Below are 17,317 nucleotides of genomic sequence, written 5' to 3'. Positions count from 1 at the left end.
AAGTTGCTCAAATAATTAGCAGGCAGTCCCTACGAGACTGCCCACTAAATTATTTTAATTTAAATATAAATAATTTCAACTCCACCAAAGCTTACTTTTCCTTTAATTGTAACAACAGGAAAATCAGAAACTATTTTACTGTTTTTTTCACTTACAGCTCCAAAAGAAGCACTTACTTCATTTACAACTTTCCATGTTTTTGGAATGTATAATTCTACACCGCTAAAAGAAACATCTAAGTAAATTTCTGCATTTTGAGATTGAATCACTGCATTATCGAAATATACTTTCATAGCACCAAATGAACTCTTAATATTCGCTCTTTCAAACCTATCTGTATTAATGTATTTCATGCTTGAACTAAAGCTAACAGAACAGTTTACCTCACTCTCATCAGGATGATTGATCACTTCACTAAAATTTTCCTTATGAAAATTACAGTGATGTTTATAGAACCTATGCTTTTTGAAAATCATTGAAAGTCCTATACTACCCAATAATGCAGTTAATAAGACCGACCAAGGAGTTAATTGTGTAATATTCCATTCATCTGCATAAATAATGCAAAGAAATGCTGCCGGAAACAGTATGCCCGGAAAACTTATATGAATGATGCTCTTTATCAAAATTCCCAAAAGAATTATAGTAGCCACCACTTCAAACATACTGATATTCGTATAAAAACCCAACTTGTTCACAATAATGAGTACCGCTGCAATGATTAAAAGCAATCCCCAAAATATATCTTTCTTTTTCATAATCCTGTCCTCTTTTCATCTAATCTACATTTTAATGGTTTATAATAATATCTGGAGACATAAACCTGTTTATGTGTATTCATAAGCTGTACTACACTGGATGCAGTTAAATTCCGTGTTATAGAATAGATATGGTTCAAATTTAAAATTGTAGACTTCGAAACCCTCATAAAACAACCCGGCAGTATTTCTTCCAATTCATATAGACGATAATCTGTCTGATAAATATTGTCTACCGTATGGGCACTAATCACATGCTCCGTCGTCTCAAAAAATAAAATACAATCTAGTGGAAGATAATATTCTGTATTTTCTTTATACAACATAAGATGTCTGGATTCTTTCGTGACATCTACCAGAGTGTCATAAACTTTTTGAGCTTTTTCATCTAATTTTCTGCACCGGATAATCACTTCCTCTTCCTGCAGTTTTTCATCAATATCTATTCTTACTTTCATTTCCTCATCTCCATGATTCCATTATATCAACTAAACCAGGAATGTAAATAACCATATGCTAAGAGGTAAGTATTCTACTTTAAGTGGTAAAATTTTAACTGTTTATTTCATTTTTACTTTAACTGGTCTGCTATATTTACTTTTCACTCTCTTTCCTTTTACTTTTTTATATGCTTTTATTTTGTAATAATAAGTTTTTCCCCTTTTCAGTTTTTTATCAATGTAATTTGCGGACGTTACTTTTTTAACGGATTTAATTTTAGTAAATTTTCCATTATTTTTTAATGAAGAATAAATAATATAACCATCCGCTCCTGGAATTTTTCTCCATTTCATTGCTACCATGTTCTTTCTGGCTGTTACTTTTAACTTAGGTGCCTTCAATACGATTTTAAATGATTTGGATACTTTTCCTGTATAATTACCAATTCCTTGAATTATTACTTTTGCTGTTCCAATTTTTTTATTAGATTTATAAAAAACTTTAAAATCTTTTCCCTCTTTTAACTTTTTACCTTCTGCGGATACCTTGCACCTAGGTCTAATTGCCTTTCCTGTATAATCTTTGGGGCCGATTTTCTCGACTTTTCCCTGCTTCGAAATATCAATACGTTTTGGTTTTTGTTCTTTATTTTTAACAATTGTGTAAGGGGCTGTATTTTGTAAGACTGCATTCGTAGCTGCATCATAAGTGGTTATCGTAAATGTTGTATCTGTCACATTAATAATGGAATAACTCGGTGACCAAACTTGACTCCTTTCAGCAATATAATCCTGAGGTTCCTCATTTAGCTCATAAAATTTAGAACCCGAAACAGAATTCCCTTCAAAATATACTGTTCCTTCCGGATTCACTACTCGATTACCATCTGCCTTTGAACTACATAAAATATAGCAATTGTTTTCTTTCAGATAATTCACATCGTTTTTATAATTATTTTTATCGTAGGCAGTGTGTTTTTTGCCATCGCTTTTTAGCTGAAAGCTTCTAGAATATGTATGATCATGTCCTTGAAAAACTACATCGATATCAAACTTATCCATTAATGGGGTAAGTTGAGTTCGAAGTATCATACCATCTGAAACTGAGTGCCCGCCCGGTCCATAAATATCATGATGCAAAGCTACTACTCTCCAAGTACAGTCTGGATTTTCTTTTACTGCTTTGGCCATAACATTTTCGTGAGTTTTGCAATTATAATTATTCGAATCTAAAACGATATAAAGTACATTTCCATATGTATAATAATAATCTGTTCCAGCTTTGGTATGTCCATCCGTATAACTGTTCTGGCTTATATTATTCATATCAAAATTGTTAGGATTATTAAAATGCCAAGAAAATGAATATGAATTACTGTCATGATTTCCAATAACAGATGCCAGTGGCGTTGAATCCATTATAGAAGGATATAAAAATCCGGCATATTCGTACTCACTATCAGCAGCATTTACCTGGTCTCCTGCAGAAAGCACAAAATTTACATTGTAACGATTCAAGGCATCCGTTATAATTTCATTCCAATTATAAGAATCATTTCTTGCGGCTGTAGAGCCTTTCAAAAGCTCATTCTCTGAGCTTACTTGATTTTTACAAGCACCAATCTGAGGATCTGCACAATATAAGATTGAATAACTGTCAAAATCACCTGTTTTGTATTTTTTTGCTTGACACCATTTTCCATTTTGGAAAACTTGATAATAATAATTTGTATTTTCTTTTAATCCGGAAATGCTTACTTTATTAGAATAATAGGTACCATCCTTACCTCCCAGACTTTCTTTTAAAACGTTGCTGAAATTAACGGTTGTGTTTATTTGTGTTCCATCATAAATCTTCGATTCCAAAAGTCCTTTTATTGTAGTTGCATAGCGTACCTTAGGAATTTCCTTTGTATGAGAATACCACGCAAAATTGAGGTGTGTTTCATCTACGCCCGGTGCAATTGAAATCCGCTCATAATCACCTTCAATCGTTTTCCATCTTACTTTCCAGTCTTCCCATGCAGATACATCAGAAGACTGTGAAGCATCATTCCAATGACTTGTAGCTGCAAATGACTTTTCCCCAGAAACCGCAAGTATGGCCGTAGCTGCCATCACAACAATTTTTAATTTCCCTTTTCTCAACTTAATTCCTCCATTCCTCGTTCTCTTTATTTTAGTTTCCAAAATTTTCTTGCAGTTTCATTATAAATTTCTTATGTTAAACCTAATATCTTAATATCGTAAAAGATAAGTAAAAAAATAACCCTATTCGTGAAAATCATACAATTTTATTTTCCAATGCCCTTCTATTTCATTTTTTATAATATCCCGATTCATATTAATCCAGCTTGTACATCTATTTAATATAATTGCATCACTGGTGATAACAAATGGTAATTTCTCTAGTATCCGGTCTACTTCATTAATCACTTCAACGGTAATATCAACCTTATATTCTTCTGATTGCTTTATTATCAACTGTTTCAACCTTCCGGAATTTGAAACCGGAGCATCTAAATAAATGATTGCTCTTTGTATCATATTTTTGTCTAAATATTTTAAAATCAGTTCCACTGCTAATACTGTCTTATCAATTAGTCTATAGGTACCTCTAAGTCCCGCCATATCCCGAATCGTCTCATCCATACATTCCAACAGCAAAGATCCTGAAAGTGCTGTCTCTAATGTAATAATTGTGTTAAAACCATCAATATAGACTTCCTTGCTCTTTTTCGCTTCCATGACCTGCTTCCTTTTTCGCAATTGAATATCTTTTGTAGAAGAAATAGTCCTTGCAAGAGCTAATCTCTGACGTTCAGAAAACATGTAATGATTTCCTATAAAAGTAGATGCACTTTTTATCTTATAATCTCTATTTAGCAAATAAAACAATTCTTCTGCTCCGTTTTTTAATTTTTCCAATTGATCTCCTCGAAATTCCATTTCATCTTTCGGGACAAAACCACGTTTACTATTTAAATTCATATTTACTCCTATCTTTGAACTTTAATTTACTATTTCCTTCCCCTATTTTTATTATACCTATTAAAACGAAACAAAGGCGCGGTATCAGATAATATATCCGTACCACGCACTTAGAATATTTTTCTATATGAATTTTAAAACTTTAACTCTCCTACTGAAACACTAAATTTATAAAAATATTGTACTGTATTTATAATTGCATGCTGCACGCTTTTTTCAGCCGCTTCATAATATGTACTCTTATCTTGAGCCTTTCCAACCAAACCATTGGAATATACTGCTGCCAAATGTGCAAAATCATCAATGTTTAGATTTAAAGCTTCTATATATAATGCCTTATCTAATGAATTACCTGGAACTTTAAATAACGCCCTATTAACATCAAGATACTTTTCAAATTTCGTATGATTACTATTAAGCGCAGTTAGATTCGAAGCATGATGGGGTTCGTTTAAATCTGCTATGTAGTGGCTTCCTTTTCCAAGATTTATGATAGCAGATTCTATATTACCCTTCTTATATTCACTGATAGCAGCATTAAAATAAGAAACAGCCCTCCCTTTTGCTGTAGGTGATTTTCTCCCAAGCCAGTTTTTCCCGGTATTTGGGTCATAGAAATGTCCAACAAAAGTACCATAATCTGTTTCATTTCCAAATTTGTCGGGCCAATCTGTATAAGTTAATAAAAGCTCTACATTTTTTTTATTTGATAAAACAGAGTCTCCTTTATCATGCAGCAATATACCAACTGCATTAGCCACAATATATTGGTGAGTATGATCCACCCCACCGCTCTCGAAAGTTAACCTTATTTTGCCTGAATTGTCTCTGATCTTTGTCTTGTTGACTGGTCCTTTGTTATGCGCTAAAGGAACACCACTTCCATAAATAACATTATGTCCATTCATAATATCGATTACTTTAGATGGCAGTTCCCCTTTTAGAGTTTTTTCTGTTCCAGCATATACATTACTGCTAACCATTAGTATTATTAACAGGCACCCAATAAAAATTTGTTTTAATTTTTTATGCATATAATTTACCCTCCTTGATTTTTAGGTTTACCATAACATAATAATTATATTTCTTTCATAAGTTGTTAAAATTAACTCTTTTCTTGTAAAACTTAATTGGAATTAAAACAAATGCACCTTCACATTTAGTGAATCACTAAATGTGGAAGTGCACTTATTTTTGGCTATCATTTGATTTCTAATTAATTTATATTATTCCTTCTCCCATAAAATTTGCAGTTTCTAATTAAATACCTCTTATTCTGATTTTTTAATAAAATACTACTACACTGCCGCCAGGTATATTTCCTGTCATTCTGCCACCAGAAACACGTACTGTACAGCTTGCATTTCCCTTGTTTGCATAAGTACCGTCTTTTAAATTAGTTGGAGTATCTAGGTGAAAACCATCGCCAACATTTACAATAACTGAACCTGTATTTCCACGATCGATAACCATCGCTTCTTTTCTTGGATAACGTAAATATTCATTTTGTCCTGCCATTGCATTATGGAATTTATTAACTGCAACTAAATCTTTATCTTTCCAAAGCGTATCATTTGGACGAGCAAAATATAATGGAGTTAATTGAGCTCTTGCATTTAATATGCTCCAACCCATTTTTCTCTGCCATTCTGTCATATTGGTCGTTACGCCATGTTCATAATCATCATGATTTTCTAGATAACAAAGCGCTTCTTTTGGTGAAATATTATGATCGTAATGTTTAATATTCATTAAATTAGTTAAATCTTTATTGAATACAGCATTTCTAAGATCTCCACCATAACCATGTGCAGTAATATCAAAATAAGATCTGTACACTTCATCATTATCTGCTTTATCCGGTAAAACTTCCCCATAAAGATATAATTTATTTTTGTTATTCAGACTGCCTAATACCCTATCCCAATAATCGCCTGCACAGCTTTGACCTGAATCTTCACCGCGATTAGTTTCGATATGTTTCGCTGCATCGAAACGGAAGCCGTCTGCTCCATCTGCAATACAATTATTCAAAAAACTAATTTGCATATCTTGAACATCATGCCTTTGTGTTGCAAGATCAGGAAGGTTACCCACATTTTTTTGTGTAACATCATTTCTATTTGTATAATCCTTACAACTTCCCTGATTATGATAGAAATCTGAACGTTTCAAGCTAGAATCGATACCATCATACCATTGTCCATCATTTCCATTATCTGCAACATGATTCAATACTGCATCTACAATAATCTTAATGCCATATTTATCAGCTTCAGCACACAGTGATTTAAACGCATTTTCATCTCCAAGGCGTGGATTTCCAATCCTATAATTACAAGGCTGGTAAAACATATACCAGTCTTTTCCAGGTTTGATCCCTTGTACTGGTGAAACTTGAATAGAATTATAGCCTGCATCTGCAAACGCTTTTAAATTACTTTGTATATCAGCAAATTTCCACATATATGCGTGGAAAATAACCCCATCATCTGTTTTTGCCGGCAGCCCATAAGCCGCTTGTGAAACAATTAGAAATTGGTTAGAAATAACATTCGGTGTAAAACTTACTGCCAATACCAGTGTTAATATAATTGCATATAGTTTTTGCCTTCTTTTCATACCTATACCTCCTTAAAAACGTGAAATTCCTTTTTGCTACGTAAACCCCTACCCATTTTACCTATTTTCTATTAAGAAAATTTATCATTTGTAAAATTCTTTTTTAAATTAAAATCAAATCATAATACCACCTCCCAGATTGTTTCTTTTTTATTCCAATAGTAGTTACAAATTCGACATACTATGGTTAACAAATTTAATTATGTATTCCACTAAAAAAGGAAACAAGAATCCCATTAGAATGAAAGAAATAATTTCTAATGGAATAAACATCCGAAAACTCACTTAAGTCCCCATTGACTTAGGTTTTCTAATTATAAAAAAACTGACAATCATTCCTTTTTTTGTTTATTAAGGAAATATACACAATTACTTCTTTAAGTTTCCCAAATATTAACATGACGTTATTTTTTTGTCAATTTGACATTCATAAAATATACCCAAAAAGAGGCCGATAACCATTGGAAATCTGCCTCTTTTGAACAATTATTAAGTTATTATTAAGATTAAAAATGTGTAAAATAGTCAAGTTGTTTTAAAATCATACTCTGAATTTGGAAGTATGCTCTAATAGAGCATTGATGCTATTAATTACTGTGCTCATTTCTTTTGTCACATTATTTGAATTCAGAATAATCGTTTTATTTCTATCAACAATATTTTTTGTACCGGCGGTTCCTTCTTCAGAGGCTTCTGTTACTTGACTAATAGCATTTAAGATATTTTCAATCGATGCAAGAAGTTCTTCTGAGGTCGCACTAAAATCACTGACCAATTCATTAACGAATGCTGCATCGTTATTGTAATTCATAGCCACATCTGATAATTTATTATAATCCTTAAATACTTCATTTTCTATAAAAGAAAGCGAAAAACGTGCGCTGTCGGTCAAAAATTTAGTGGCTGTATATACTTCTTCTAACACTTCCTGAATTTCAAGAACATTTTTTTGTGATTGATTTGCAAGTGTACCGATTTCATTGGCTACAACAGCAAAACCCCTTCCTGATTCACCGGCTCTTGCAGCTTCAATAGAAGCATTTAATGCAAGCAGGTTCGTTTGTGATGTAATACTCATAATCGCTTCAGATAATACTGAAATTTTATCTAGAACTTCAATACGCGAAAAAGCTTCCGACAACTGAGCATTGATTTCAGTACGAATTTTATTTGCTTCAAGAATGGAATTCTCTACTCCTCTTTGCGTTTCCCTTGCCCGTTCTGTAATATTTGTTGAATGCTCTACTCCTTCTTGAGAACGCATTGCAATGTTACGTGCTACTTCGGCTATTTCATTTGAAGCATGTTCAATAGATTGTGCAGAATAAGATGTATTTTCCATTCCACCTGCGAGCTGGTTCGTTATATCAGCTGCTCCTTTAATTTCATAATTGAGCTTATCAGTTTCTAGATTGACCTGTTCAATTGCATTTCTTATCGTATCCGCCTCTGCTCTTATATTTGTAATTAATTCGCATATGTACAGCCTCATTCGTTCAAATGCCTTTGCTAGCTTTGCTATTTCACTTTTGCCCTCACATAATGATTTAGGCAGAGAATTCGAAAAATCACCTTTTGTTATAACTTCTAAATTTCCGGCAAATTGGAGGATAGGTTTTGAAATATGTTTATCCAAAATATAATACATAAAAACACTCATAAAAATACACAATAGCAAAATAATCCCTACTACCTTCATAATCGACCTGACAGCATCTTTGATCACTTCTTTCATTTTCAAATCCAGACTTAAAACTCCAATCACTTTACCATCATCGCTTTTGATAGGTGTATAACAGGAAAGAATCGTTCCATACTCTTTCGTTTTATCTATGCTATAATTGTTTGTCCCTTTCGACAATGTTTCCAATAATTCTTTTGTATCCATTACTTCTGTCTCATTTACAACGTCTCCAAGGGTAGCATCTGCTACATCTGTAACAGTATCTAAGACATAAATTGTATTTCCATCTTTATTTAAACTTTCCGAGTATATATATAATATATCATTGGCATCTACTATTTCTTGAAATGTTTTACCAATTTCTAAATAATATGGATTTTTAGGATCCTGTTTTTCTACTAATGTCATATATTTTTCCGGATCTATAAATTTCTCTGCTGTTTTTAGGATTCCATATCCGGCAGTCACTTTTTCCATAATCGCTTTTTGGTATAAATAAGCACTCAAACCTCCTGACAAAATTAGCAACAATAAGGTTAATATTACCAAAATAGACATGATTCTCTTTTTAATACTCATAATTGCTCCTCCAAAGTGTTTTTATACGACAATTATACACAGGTCGCAGAATTTTTTCAACACTTCAAACAAAATAAGTGCCTTAATTGTTGATTTGTATAACAACACTAAGGCACTTCAAAGCAAAACTATTAATACTCCTATTTATCACCCCTTTTATCATCGTAAAATTCTTTTGAAAACTCAGTTAAAAACGTACTATTTAATGTTTTAGGATCATATTTTTCAGGATTTTCCAATATCTTCTTGGCAACAACTTTCATAATGAGATAACATACACTATAGAACCCGACCAATAATATACCGGCCAAAAAACCTGACGTCTGCCCCGCAACAAATGGCATACTAAATATCGCAATCAAAAGTCCGATTAGCGTAAAAAATGAACTATATGGAAATCCTCCCAAACGGCATTTCCCTTCCGGTAAACCGTTTTTTTTACGAAAACGTATATGTGTCAACATTAATACGATATACGTAAATATTAGAGAAAATCCCCCTGAACTAATCAAGAATAAATATACTTTCGGGAATAGTAATCCAATAAATAAGGACACTAGCATAATAAATCCCGAAAATAAAATTCCTTTATACGGTACATCCGTTTTATCTTTTAATAGATGAGGACCAAGTCCGTCACCTATCAGAGAACGTAACATTCTACCTAATCCAAACATTGCAGCCAACATCGTTGAGAGGATAGCACTGATTAATATTAAATTCATCACTGAGCCGACCCAAGTAATCCGATAACGTCTTAATGCCGCTACCATCGGGCTTACACTTTCGCTTATTTCGTTTGTTGGTATGAGTAATAGTAATACCAGAACTGACATTATATACAGCCCTACCAACCAAAACACCGTAAAATGAATCGCTCTTGGAATTGTCTTTTGCTTATCCTTTGTTTCTGAAGCTGCAAGACCGATGATCTCAAAACCTGCATATGAAAACAAAACCAGAAGCATACTTCCTGCCAGACTTGTCAAACCTCCCGGCAAAAATGACTCGGATGCCATAACATTACCACCAATTCTATTTACATTAGGAAAAATTCCTAATATTAATAATAATCCAAGTATGATGAATGCTATAATCGTAACAATTTTAATTCCCGCAAGTACGCTTTCTAAACTGCTTAATTGTCTGGCTCCCAAAAGATTCAACAACGTAACGCCGATGATAATTGAACTTCCCAAAAGCGGGATCGATATATTCGGAATCCATTCTTTCACCAAAATAGATACTGCTGTTGCTTCACTTGACATAGCAATGACCATACCTGTCCAATAGACCCAGCCAATGACGAACCCCATCCCATTCCCTAAATATTGAGAAGCAAACTTTCGAAAGGAATCTGCATTTGGATTTGATACCGTCATTTCTGACAGTGCAAAAAGTATAAAGTAAACCATTACACCACAAACAATATAAGTAAGAATGATACTGGGACCTGTCGCCTTAACTGCAACGGATGACCCAAGAAAAAACGAACCGCCTATCACAGTTCCCAAAGCCATCATAGTTAATTGTCCTGCAGAAAGACCATTATTTTCTTTTTGCATAGGTATCCTCCTATATTTTTTTAATATTAGTATTTGTATTTTTCACTAAAATATGCTAATATATTCTCAGTTTTAAGGAAAAGAGGGATTTTTATGAATCATTACGATACAGAAACTACTAAGAAGTATGATTATAACAATGATTATGATGATATTGGACCAAATTTTGAAAGTGGAAATCCATATGTCATCGGTTTATCAGAGACATCCAAAATCTTGAAGTCATGTATGCATGAAGAAGTAATTTCCAAATCATTCTTGTTTATGTTTGCAGCACTTATCATTACTGCAGTTACATCTTTAAGTATTACACCAAGCAGTTTTATTCTATTAATGAGTAACGGTCGCTTTTACATTTTTATAGGTGCAGAATTATTAATTGTTTTTTTGTCCAATTACGCAATCAAAAAGAATAACGCGCTTCTTGCCGGTATATTGTTTATCGCTTATTCCTGCTTAAATGGTATTACATTATCCCTTATTTTTATGATTTATACAACCGCATCTATCTTTTATATTTTCGTTACAACTGCAGTGCTATTCGCCATCATGGCAATCATAGGATTAGTTACAAAAACAGATTTATCAAAAGTAGGCAATCTATGTATTATGGGCTTATTTGGGATTATTATTATGAGTTTTGTTAATATTTTTCTCCTGAAAAGTGATTCATTAGATTTTGCAATTTCTATCGTGGCTGTATTAATTTTTGTCGGACTAACTGCTTACGATACACAGAAAATAAAGAAAATGGCAACGTATTCCAATGAACAAAATGTTCTTACACTTTCTTTATTTGGGGCATTTCAATTATATTTAGACTTTATTAACTTGTTTTTATACTTACTTCGTATTTTTGGTAAAAGAAAGTAACATAAACAAATAAAGGAGCAATCAGATTACTTCTCTAAGAATCTGATTACTCCTTTTACATTTATACTCAAATCAAATGATACCTTTGTAAGAGTTCTTCAATTATTGTTCCTGACACTTTTTTAAGCATTTTTTTCTCTAAAAGATTTGCACCAAACGGCAATTTAATATCCGTAAGTTTTTTCCCATCCATCATTTTTGATGTAGCATCCAACAGAGCCCTGATGTCATAACAGGAATTGAAGACTTCCGGCACTCCACGATCCACATCCAGCAAAGTATAAACCGCTTCCATCGCTGTTCTAACAGAATATTCAGTTGTAAAAACAGTATCACGTACCGTATCTGAAAACTGACCAATAAAAGCAAAATTTGTACATCCATCCGGAACCACTTTAGGACGATCTCCTTTCGTTCTCGGCATAAAGAACGCTGTGATATAAGGCATCATACAAGGAATACAGCTGGCAGAATTTGTAGCAAGCTCCAATATATCTGACTCTGGAACTCCCATATGATAAAGCCATTCCTGAGTTATTTCAATTCCTGTACAATCTTTCATTGGCTTTTTAATATAATCACCCGGAACATCTGTATATAGGCCGTAAACCCATACAACTAATTGATGATTCGGCTGTTCTTTAAAATGCGGCTGTCTATTTAAGGTGAAACTCATCAACCAGGAAGAGTCTTTCACTGTAACGATGCCCCCTGTAACCACTTTTCCTGAAAACGGATCACGTTTACAGATTTTCTCTATGTATTTGGGTATTTTCTCATCTAGTGTTGTAACCGTTGCACTTTCCCAATTGGTCGCCTTCGTATTGGTACAGAATTTATCCGGATTTCCAAAGGATGGATGCTGTTTCGCAATATTTCTCCACAACTCCCAGCAGCCACCGTTCTCTACCTTAAATTCAGGTACATGATCGTTGTCTCCTAATGCTGCATTTTCGGTACAGCTTCCATTTGTAACAAAGACCAGATCCTCTTCAATTAAATCAATTTCTTCTTCGTTACCAGCATGTTCGCATACTATTTTTCTTGCAATCTTTTTTTCTCCATCCATTTCAAAGAGTACATTTGTCACTCTGGTATCATACTGAAATTGAACATTATGTGCTTCTAAATATTTAACCATTGGTAATATCAGTGACTCATATTGGTTATACTTCGTGAATTTGAGTGCCGAAAAATCAGGCAGTCCTCCTATGTGATGTATAAATCGTTGAAGATAAAGTTTCATTTCAAGGGCACTATGCCATTTTTCAAAAGCAAACATTGTCTGCCAGTATAACCAAAAGTTTGATGAATAAAATTCTTCGTCAAACACATCATCAATCGTCTTATCATACAAATCTTCATCCCTTGTCATAAATAACTGAACAATTTCCATGGAACCCTTTTCAGAAAGTGCAAATTTTCTATCTGTATGTGCATCTTCTCCGCGATTTATGATCGCACGCATCAAAGAATAGTTCGGATCATGCTTATTAAGCCAATAAAACTCGTCAAGAACCGACGCTCCTTCAATTTCCAGTGAAGGAATGGAGTGAAATAAATCCCATAAACACTCAAAGTGATTCTCCATTTCACGTCCTCCACGGATCACAAAACCTTTTTGGGGATCATCAATCCCATCACAGGCACCACCAGGAATTTTCAATTCTTCTAATATATGAATATGCTCACCTTTCATCTGTCCATCTCGGACCAAAAAACAAGCAGCAGCCAAAGAGGCTAAACCTGACCCTACCAAATATGCACTTTTTTTGTCTACATCTGCCGGCTTTTCTGGTCGTGCAAATGCTTCATAATTTCCGTTTGAATAATACATGTAAACACCTCCGAAATATAATTTATAATTAAATCATAACTATCTCTTCTAGTATTTACCATAGACAATAATGTAGGAATGTAAAAACTTCATACAAATCTGTCCTTCTGTCTAAACAGGTCGATCTGCCCGAAACTTATCTAATGCTCTTTCGAAAACGCCATCCATTAAATTACTAAAACGATCCATTATTTTATGCGGATTTTCCTTCATACCAAGCCGTATCCACTCTAACAAAATACCAACAAAAGCAAATTTATAAACATCGGCAATGAACTTTTTATCCTCTTCTCTTACCGGTAATCCAACCGCTTTTTCGTCAATTACGCCAATCAAAAGATTAAAAGTTACTTCATTAAGAAATCGCTCCATTTTTTCCCGACTAATTGAATGATATACATTGATAACCAAAGATTTATTCTCAAGAGTCCATTCAAACATTCGTAAAAACCCCTGTTTCCAGGTATCAGAGGTCTTCATTCCATTCATTGCCTCAGAAGCTTCATTGATAAAAAGCCAATCGATAAGATCATAAATATCCTGAAAATGATAATAAAATGTTTGACGGTTCACTTCACAATCTTCCACAATATCAATCACTGTGATTTTATCTAATGTATTTTTTGTCAGAAGTTTTTTCAAAGAGGCCGCTAACGCCCTTTTTGTTGTCTGTGACATATGTTCTTCTCCTTTTTAATTTACATATTCAGTAATTATGAAAAAAATAACTACTTAAATTCTATCATATTGGCTTTCTTTTCTTTATGAATATTTTATTAAAACTTTATGATCAAATATCCGCCTTCAAACTTGGCTCCCTGAATTTCTTTGTCAGCAAGTTCAATTGGTAACGGAAAGCGCCTTGTCTCATTTCTAACACTAAGTATCAATTCATTTCTATCTTGCCTTAAATCCAGATCTGTTTTCTCGGCAAATGGCAGAAGAATCTTTAAATGGAACGCTTCTTCATTTTTTTCTATTGAGAATATTTCTTTTTGAAAAAGAACCGGAGCCGGATCTTGCTTTCCAAAAACTAATCTTCCTGCTTTTTTCAAAACTTCTATTGTTCGGATTTCTTCTTTTTGAAGTTCTAAATAAAATCTAGGGACTTCTGAAAAACTTTCAGAAATTTCTTTCAATCCTTCTTCCTGCATTGCTATCCATTTGTTAAAGTATCCCTCCATCGCTTCTTTTGGATAAATTCGGTTCACAATTACTGCATCCACGTTATAATTATAGAGATGTAAACAGGTGAAATTTCTTTTCGCCTCATTAATTACTATTTTCTCAGGTGTTGTAATGATTCTAAGACTTACAATTTCTTTGTTTAACATTAATTGCTGCAAGCGATCCATTTTCTCCATAACATATTCAATATCATCAAATACGTTATCATCGGGCATAGGAATTTTCATCAGCTTTTCCACCGCAGGTCCTGCCAGCTTTGCTCCTTTTCTCTTGATAGGAAGCACTTTTTCCATAAAATCTGACAGCATTTCCGGATATTTTAAAAGTGATAATGTCTCTCCGGTAGGCGCACAATCTACAATCAGAACATCGAATTCTCCTTTTTCATAGACCTCCAGGATTTTAAACATAGAAAAGAGTTCCTCCAAGCCGGGAAAGACAAGAAGTTCTTCTACTTCAATCCCTCCGTCCCCCTTCATTGTCAACATTTCTTTCATATATTCTTTTAAATGTCCCCAGCTCTTTTCACTTTCATAAACGGTATCAATTTCCATCGCATATAGATTATCCATTATTTTCATAGGCTCTTTCTCTAATTTTTTATCAAAAGAGTCCCCCAAACTATGAGCCTGATCTGTACTCATGATTAGTACTTTTTTTCCTGATTCCGCTATCAGACATGCACTTGCTGCCGCTATACTTGTCTTGCCGACTCCGCCTTTTCCTGTATATAAAATAATTCTCATTTTCTAAACCTCCTTTTAGCCAATCGTTACCTTTTTCACATCTTTAGCTTCCTTTTTCTGTTCACTTTTGTCTTTTTCATCGTTAGACTTCAAAAAATCCAGCATACATTCCATTAGCATTTCTTTCAATTCTTTCTCTATCACTTCAATATGTGCCGTTGCAGATTCCGGAAACAGAGCTTTCACCGCCATCCATTCATATTTTTTCGCTTCTTGTAATCTTCTGATCATATCTTTATTCATCCTCTTTTTCTCCCTTCTCAAATTGAATCGTCAAACTACCTTCTTCTAAGTTTGCTGTTGTAATGTTATAAATGCGCAATACATTTGGAAGCGGTATATTTCTTTTGAAATTACCAAGTTTTATTACAACATCTGTCTCTGACTGAAACAAATCCAAATCTTCCTTTTTTGCATTTGGTACAAACACAGTAAGAACATACCCATTCTCATTTTTCTCAAAAGATTCTCTTTGAGTCATTACTTTCGGTTCAAAAATTATATCTGTCGTAAGAGCATCCGAACAAATCCTTTTCACCGCTTTCATTCCTCGAAGTTCTTCATCGTACCAGGGAATCTCATAAATTGGCAGCCCCGCAAAACTTTCTTTCAATTGTGTAATATATTTTTTTTGAATCTTCAGCCAGTCTTCAAAGAATTTATTATTTATTTCACTAGGTAGGATCCGATTAATATATATTCCATCTACATTAAAATTGTAAAGATTCATATACATATAGTTTCTCTTCGTTTCTTCTACTACCATTTTTTCGGGAATGGTCACTAATCTTATGCTCGTTGTCTCTCTGTCTTTTAATAACTCCTGTAATTCAGATAATTTAAGGTACATCTTTTCTATATCCGTCATCGCCGCCTTATTCGGTAATTCTACTTTAAAAAACTGTTTCGATACCGGTGCCAATATTCGAACAGCTACTTTTCCTATTGGAAACAACTTTTCCATATACCAGGAAAGAAGTTCAGGAAATTTTAATAAGGATAAAGTTTCACCAGTCGGAGCACAGTCTACCATAATTCTTTCATACTTACCTTCTTTGTAGATCTCACCAATTTTAAGTAATGAAAATAGTTCTTCCATACCCGGAAACATACCGAAACTTTCTAACCCATTACTAATTGGAATCATCTTTTCTAAACATTTTATCATGTCTTCAAAGTCATTCTCCATTACATAATTGGGATCAATTTCATATGCATCCAGATCATTAACAATCTTTACCGGTTCTTTTCCAAGAGTCATTTCAAACAAATCACCCAGATTATGTGCCATGTCTGTGCTTACCAGAAGTGTCCTATAACCTTCTTGGGCACTTTTTATCGCATGAGCGGCAGCAACACTCGTTTTCCCTACGCCACCCTTGCCTGTAAAAATATAAATTCTTTTCTTCATTCAATTTTCCTCCTTTTATTTCCATGTTTGAATAGTTCTGTTGTCGAAGTATTTATTTTGAATAATGCTGTTATCTCCTGATAACAGCTAATGACTTTTATTCAATTAGGATTTTTTTGACTTTTTTCTTCTCTTTACCTGTATTACGTTCTTCTTTCATGATTTCTTCCAATTTATTCATGATACGAAAGAAAAGCTCCATTTCTTCAGCGCTGAATACTTCAATCATTTTTCTGGAATAAAACATAAATTCTTTCATCATGACCTGTATCTGCTCTTCTCCATTCAGCCCCAATCGGATTGTTACGATTCTTTTGTCATCCCTGCTTCGTTCCCGGCTGACTAAATCTCTTTTCTCCATTCGGCTGATAATTCCAGTTGCTGTATTAAGTGGAACATGGATGTATTCCGCAATCTGTGTCATATTCACTTCCTTTTTGCGATAAAGCAGCCAAAGAACAAATATTTCATTTTTCGAACAATCCAGTAATACATTCTGCCAAACTTCCATAGATAACAGATCTTTGATACGGTCTACATATTGAAACATGTCTTGTCTAAAAACTTCTTCGTTCATTTTCATTTATATCACCAATTAATTCTTTCTTCGAAGTAATTTAATT

General features: G+C 33.6%; 15 protein-coding genes. 1 reads left to right on the top strand and 14 read right to left on the bottom strand.

Annotated elements, in window-relative coordinates; genetic code table 11:
- Positions 1-59 precede the first annotated feature (59 nt).
- From DWV06_RS15675 to DWV06_RS15640, 8 genes are all read right to left on the bottom strand, one after another.
- Positions 60-758 (bottom strand): LiaF transmembrane domain-containing protein, encoded by a 699-nt coding sequence (locus DWV06_RS15675; RefSeq protein ID WP_115483137.1) that lies wholly within the window; start codon positions 756-758, stop codon positions 60-62.
- Positions 755-1,216 (bottom strand): LytTR family DNA-binding domain-containing protein, encoded by a 462-nt coding sequence (locus tag DWV06_RS15670; protein ID WP_115483136.1) that lies wholly within the window; start codon positions 1,214-1,216, stop codon positions 755-757. Before DWV06_RS15670 ends, DWV06_RS15675 begins: the two co-directional genes overlap by 4 nt.
- A 102-nt stretch (positions 1,217-1,318) precedes the next feature.
- Entirely contained in the window at positions 1,319-3,346 is a 2,028-nt protein-coding gene (locus DWV06_RS15665) for an FN3 domain-containing metallophosphoesterase family protein (protein ID WP_115483135.1), read from the bottom strand.
- A 123-nt stretch (positions 3,347-3,469) separates the two neighbouring features.
- Positions 3,470-4,189: a DUF434 domain-containing protein gene (locus DWV06_RS15660; RefSeq protein WP_115483134.1), complete on the bottom strand. Its 720-nt coding sequence runs from the start codon at positions 4,187-4,189 to the stop codon at positions 3,470-3,472.
- A 134-nt stretch (positions 4,190-4,323) separates the two neighbouring features.
- Positions 4,324-5,223 carry a zinc dependent phospholipase C family protein gene (locus DWV06_RS15655; RefSeq protein WP_115483133.1) on the bottom strand — a complete coding sequence of 300 codons (900 nt, stop codon included), beginning with the start codon at positions 5,221-5,223 and terminating at the stop codon, positions 4,324-4,326.
- Between the two features lie 250 nt (positions 5,224-5,473).
- Entirely contained in the window at positions 5,474-6,811 is a 1,338-nt protein-coding gene (locus DWV06_RS15650; protein WP_115483132.1) for an alpha-amylase family glycosyl hydrolase, read from the bottom strand.
- A 541-nt stretch (positions 6,812-7,352) separates the two neighbouring features.
- Positions 7,353-9,074 carry a methyl-accepting chemotaxis protein gene (locus DWV06_RS15645; RefSeq protein ID WP_115483131.1) on the bottom strand — a complete coding sequence of 574 codons (1,722 nt, stop codon included), beginning with the start codon at positions 9,072-9,074 and terminating at the stop codon, positions 7,353-7,355.
- Positions 9,075-9,214: 140 nt separating this feature from the next.
- Positions 9,215-10,639 (bottom strand): amino acid permease, encoded by a 1,425-nt coding sequence (locus DWV06_RS15640; protein ID WP_115483130.1) that lies wholly within the window; start codon positions 10,637-10,639, stop codon positions 9,215-9,217.
- Between the two features lie 93 nt (positions 10,640-10,732).
- On the opposite strand from DWV06_RS15640, the gene DWV06_RS15635 reads away from it, so the two are divergent.
- A complete protein-coding gene (locus DWV06_RS15635) occupies positions 10,733-11,512 on the top strand; it encodes a Bax inhibitor-1/YccA family protein (RefSeq protein WP_115483129.1) in 780 nt (259 codons plus the stop codon).
- Positions 11,513-11,579: 67 nt separating this feature from the next.
- On the opposite strand, the gene DWV06_RS15630 is transcribed toward DWV06_RS15635, so the two are convergent.
- From DWV06_RS15630 to DWV06_RS15605, 6 genes are all read right to left on the bottom strand, one after another.
- Entirely contained in the window at positions 11,580-13,349 is a 1,770-nt protein-coding gene (locus DWV06_RS15630; RefSeq protein ID WP_115483128.1) for an oleate hydratase, read from the bottom strand.
- Between the two features lie 111 nt (positions 13,350-13,460).
- A complete protein-coding gene (locus DWV06_RS15625; RefSeq protein ID WP_115483127.1) occupies positions 13,461-14,027 on the bottom strand; it encodes a TetR-like C-terminal domain-containing protein in 567 nt (188 codons plus the stop codon).
- Positions 14,028-14,125: 98 nt separating this feature from the next.
- Positions 14,126-15,283 (bottom strand): ArsA family ATPase, encoded by a 1,158-nt coding sequence (locus DWV06_RS15620; RefSeq protein WP_115483126.1) that lies wholly within the window; start codon positions 15,281-15,283, stop codon positions 14,126-14,128.
- 15 nt (positions 15,284-15,298) lie between these two features.
- On the bottom strand, positions 15,299-15,526 hold the full coding sequence (locus DWV06_RS15615) for a hypothetical protein (protein WP_115483125.1): 228 nt from the start codon (positions 15,524-15,526) through the stop codon (positions 15,299-15,301).
- Positions 15,519-16,694, bottom strand: coding sequence for an ArsA family ATPase (locus tag DWV06_RS15610; RefSeq protein WP_115483124.1), 1,176 nt, complete (start codon positions 16,692-16,694; stop codon positions 15,519-15,521). Before DWV06_RS15610 ends, DWV06_RS15615 begins: the two co-directional genes overlap by 8 nt.
- Before the next feature lie 97 nt (positions 16,695-16,791).
- Positions 16,792-17,277, bottom strand: a complete 486-nt coding sequence (locus DWV06_RS15605; protein WP_115483123.1) for a MarR family winged helix-turn-helix transcriptional regulator — start codon at positions 17,275-17,277, stop codon at positions 16,792-16,794.
- Positions 17,278-17,317 lie beyond the last annotated feature (40 nt).

It is taken from the genome of Anaerosacchariphilus polymeriproducens (assembly GCF_003363435.1).
GTDB lineage: Bacteria > Bacillota > Clostridia > Lachnospirales > Lachnospiraceae > Anaerosacchariphilus > Anaerosacchariphilus polymeriproducens.
The sequence above is the reverse complement of the archived record's forward strand: the minus strand, read 5'-3'. Positions and strand labels throughout refer to the sequence as shown.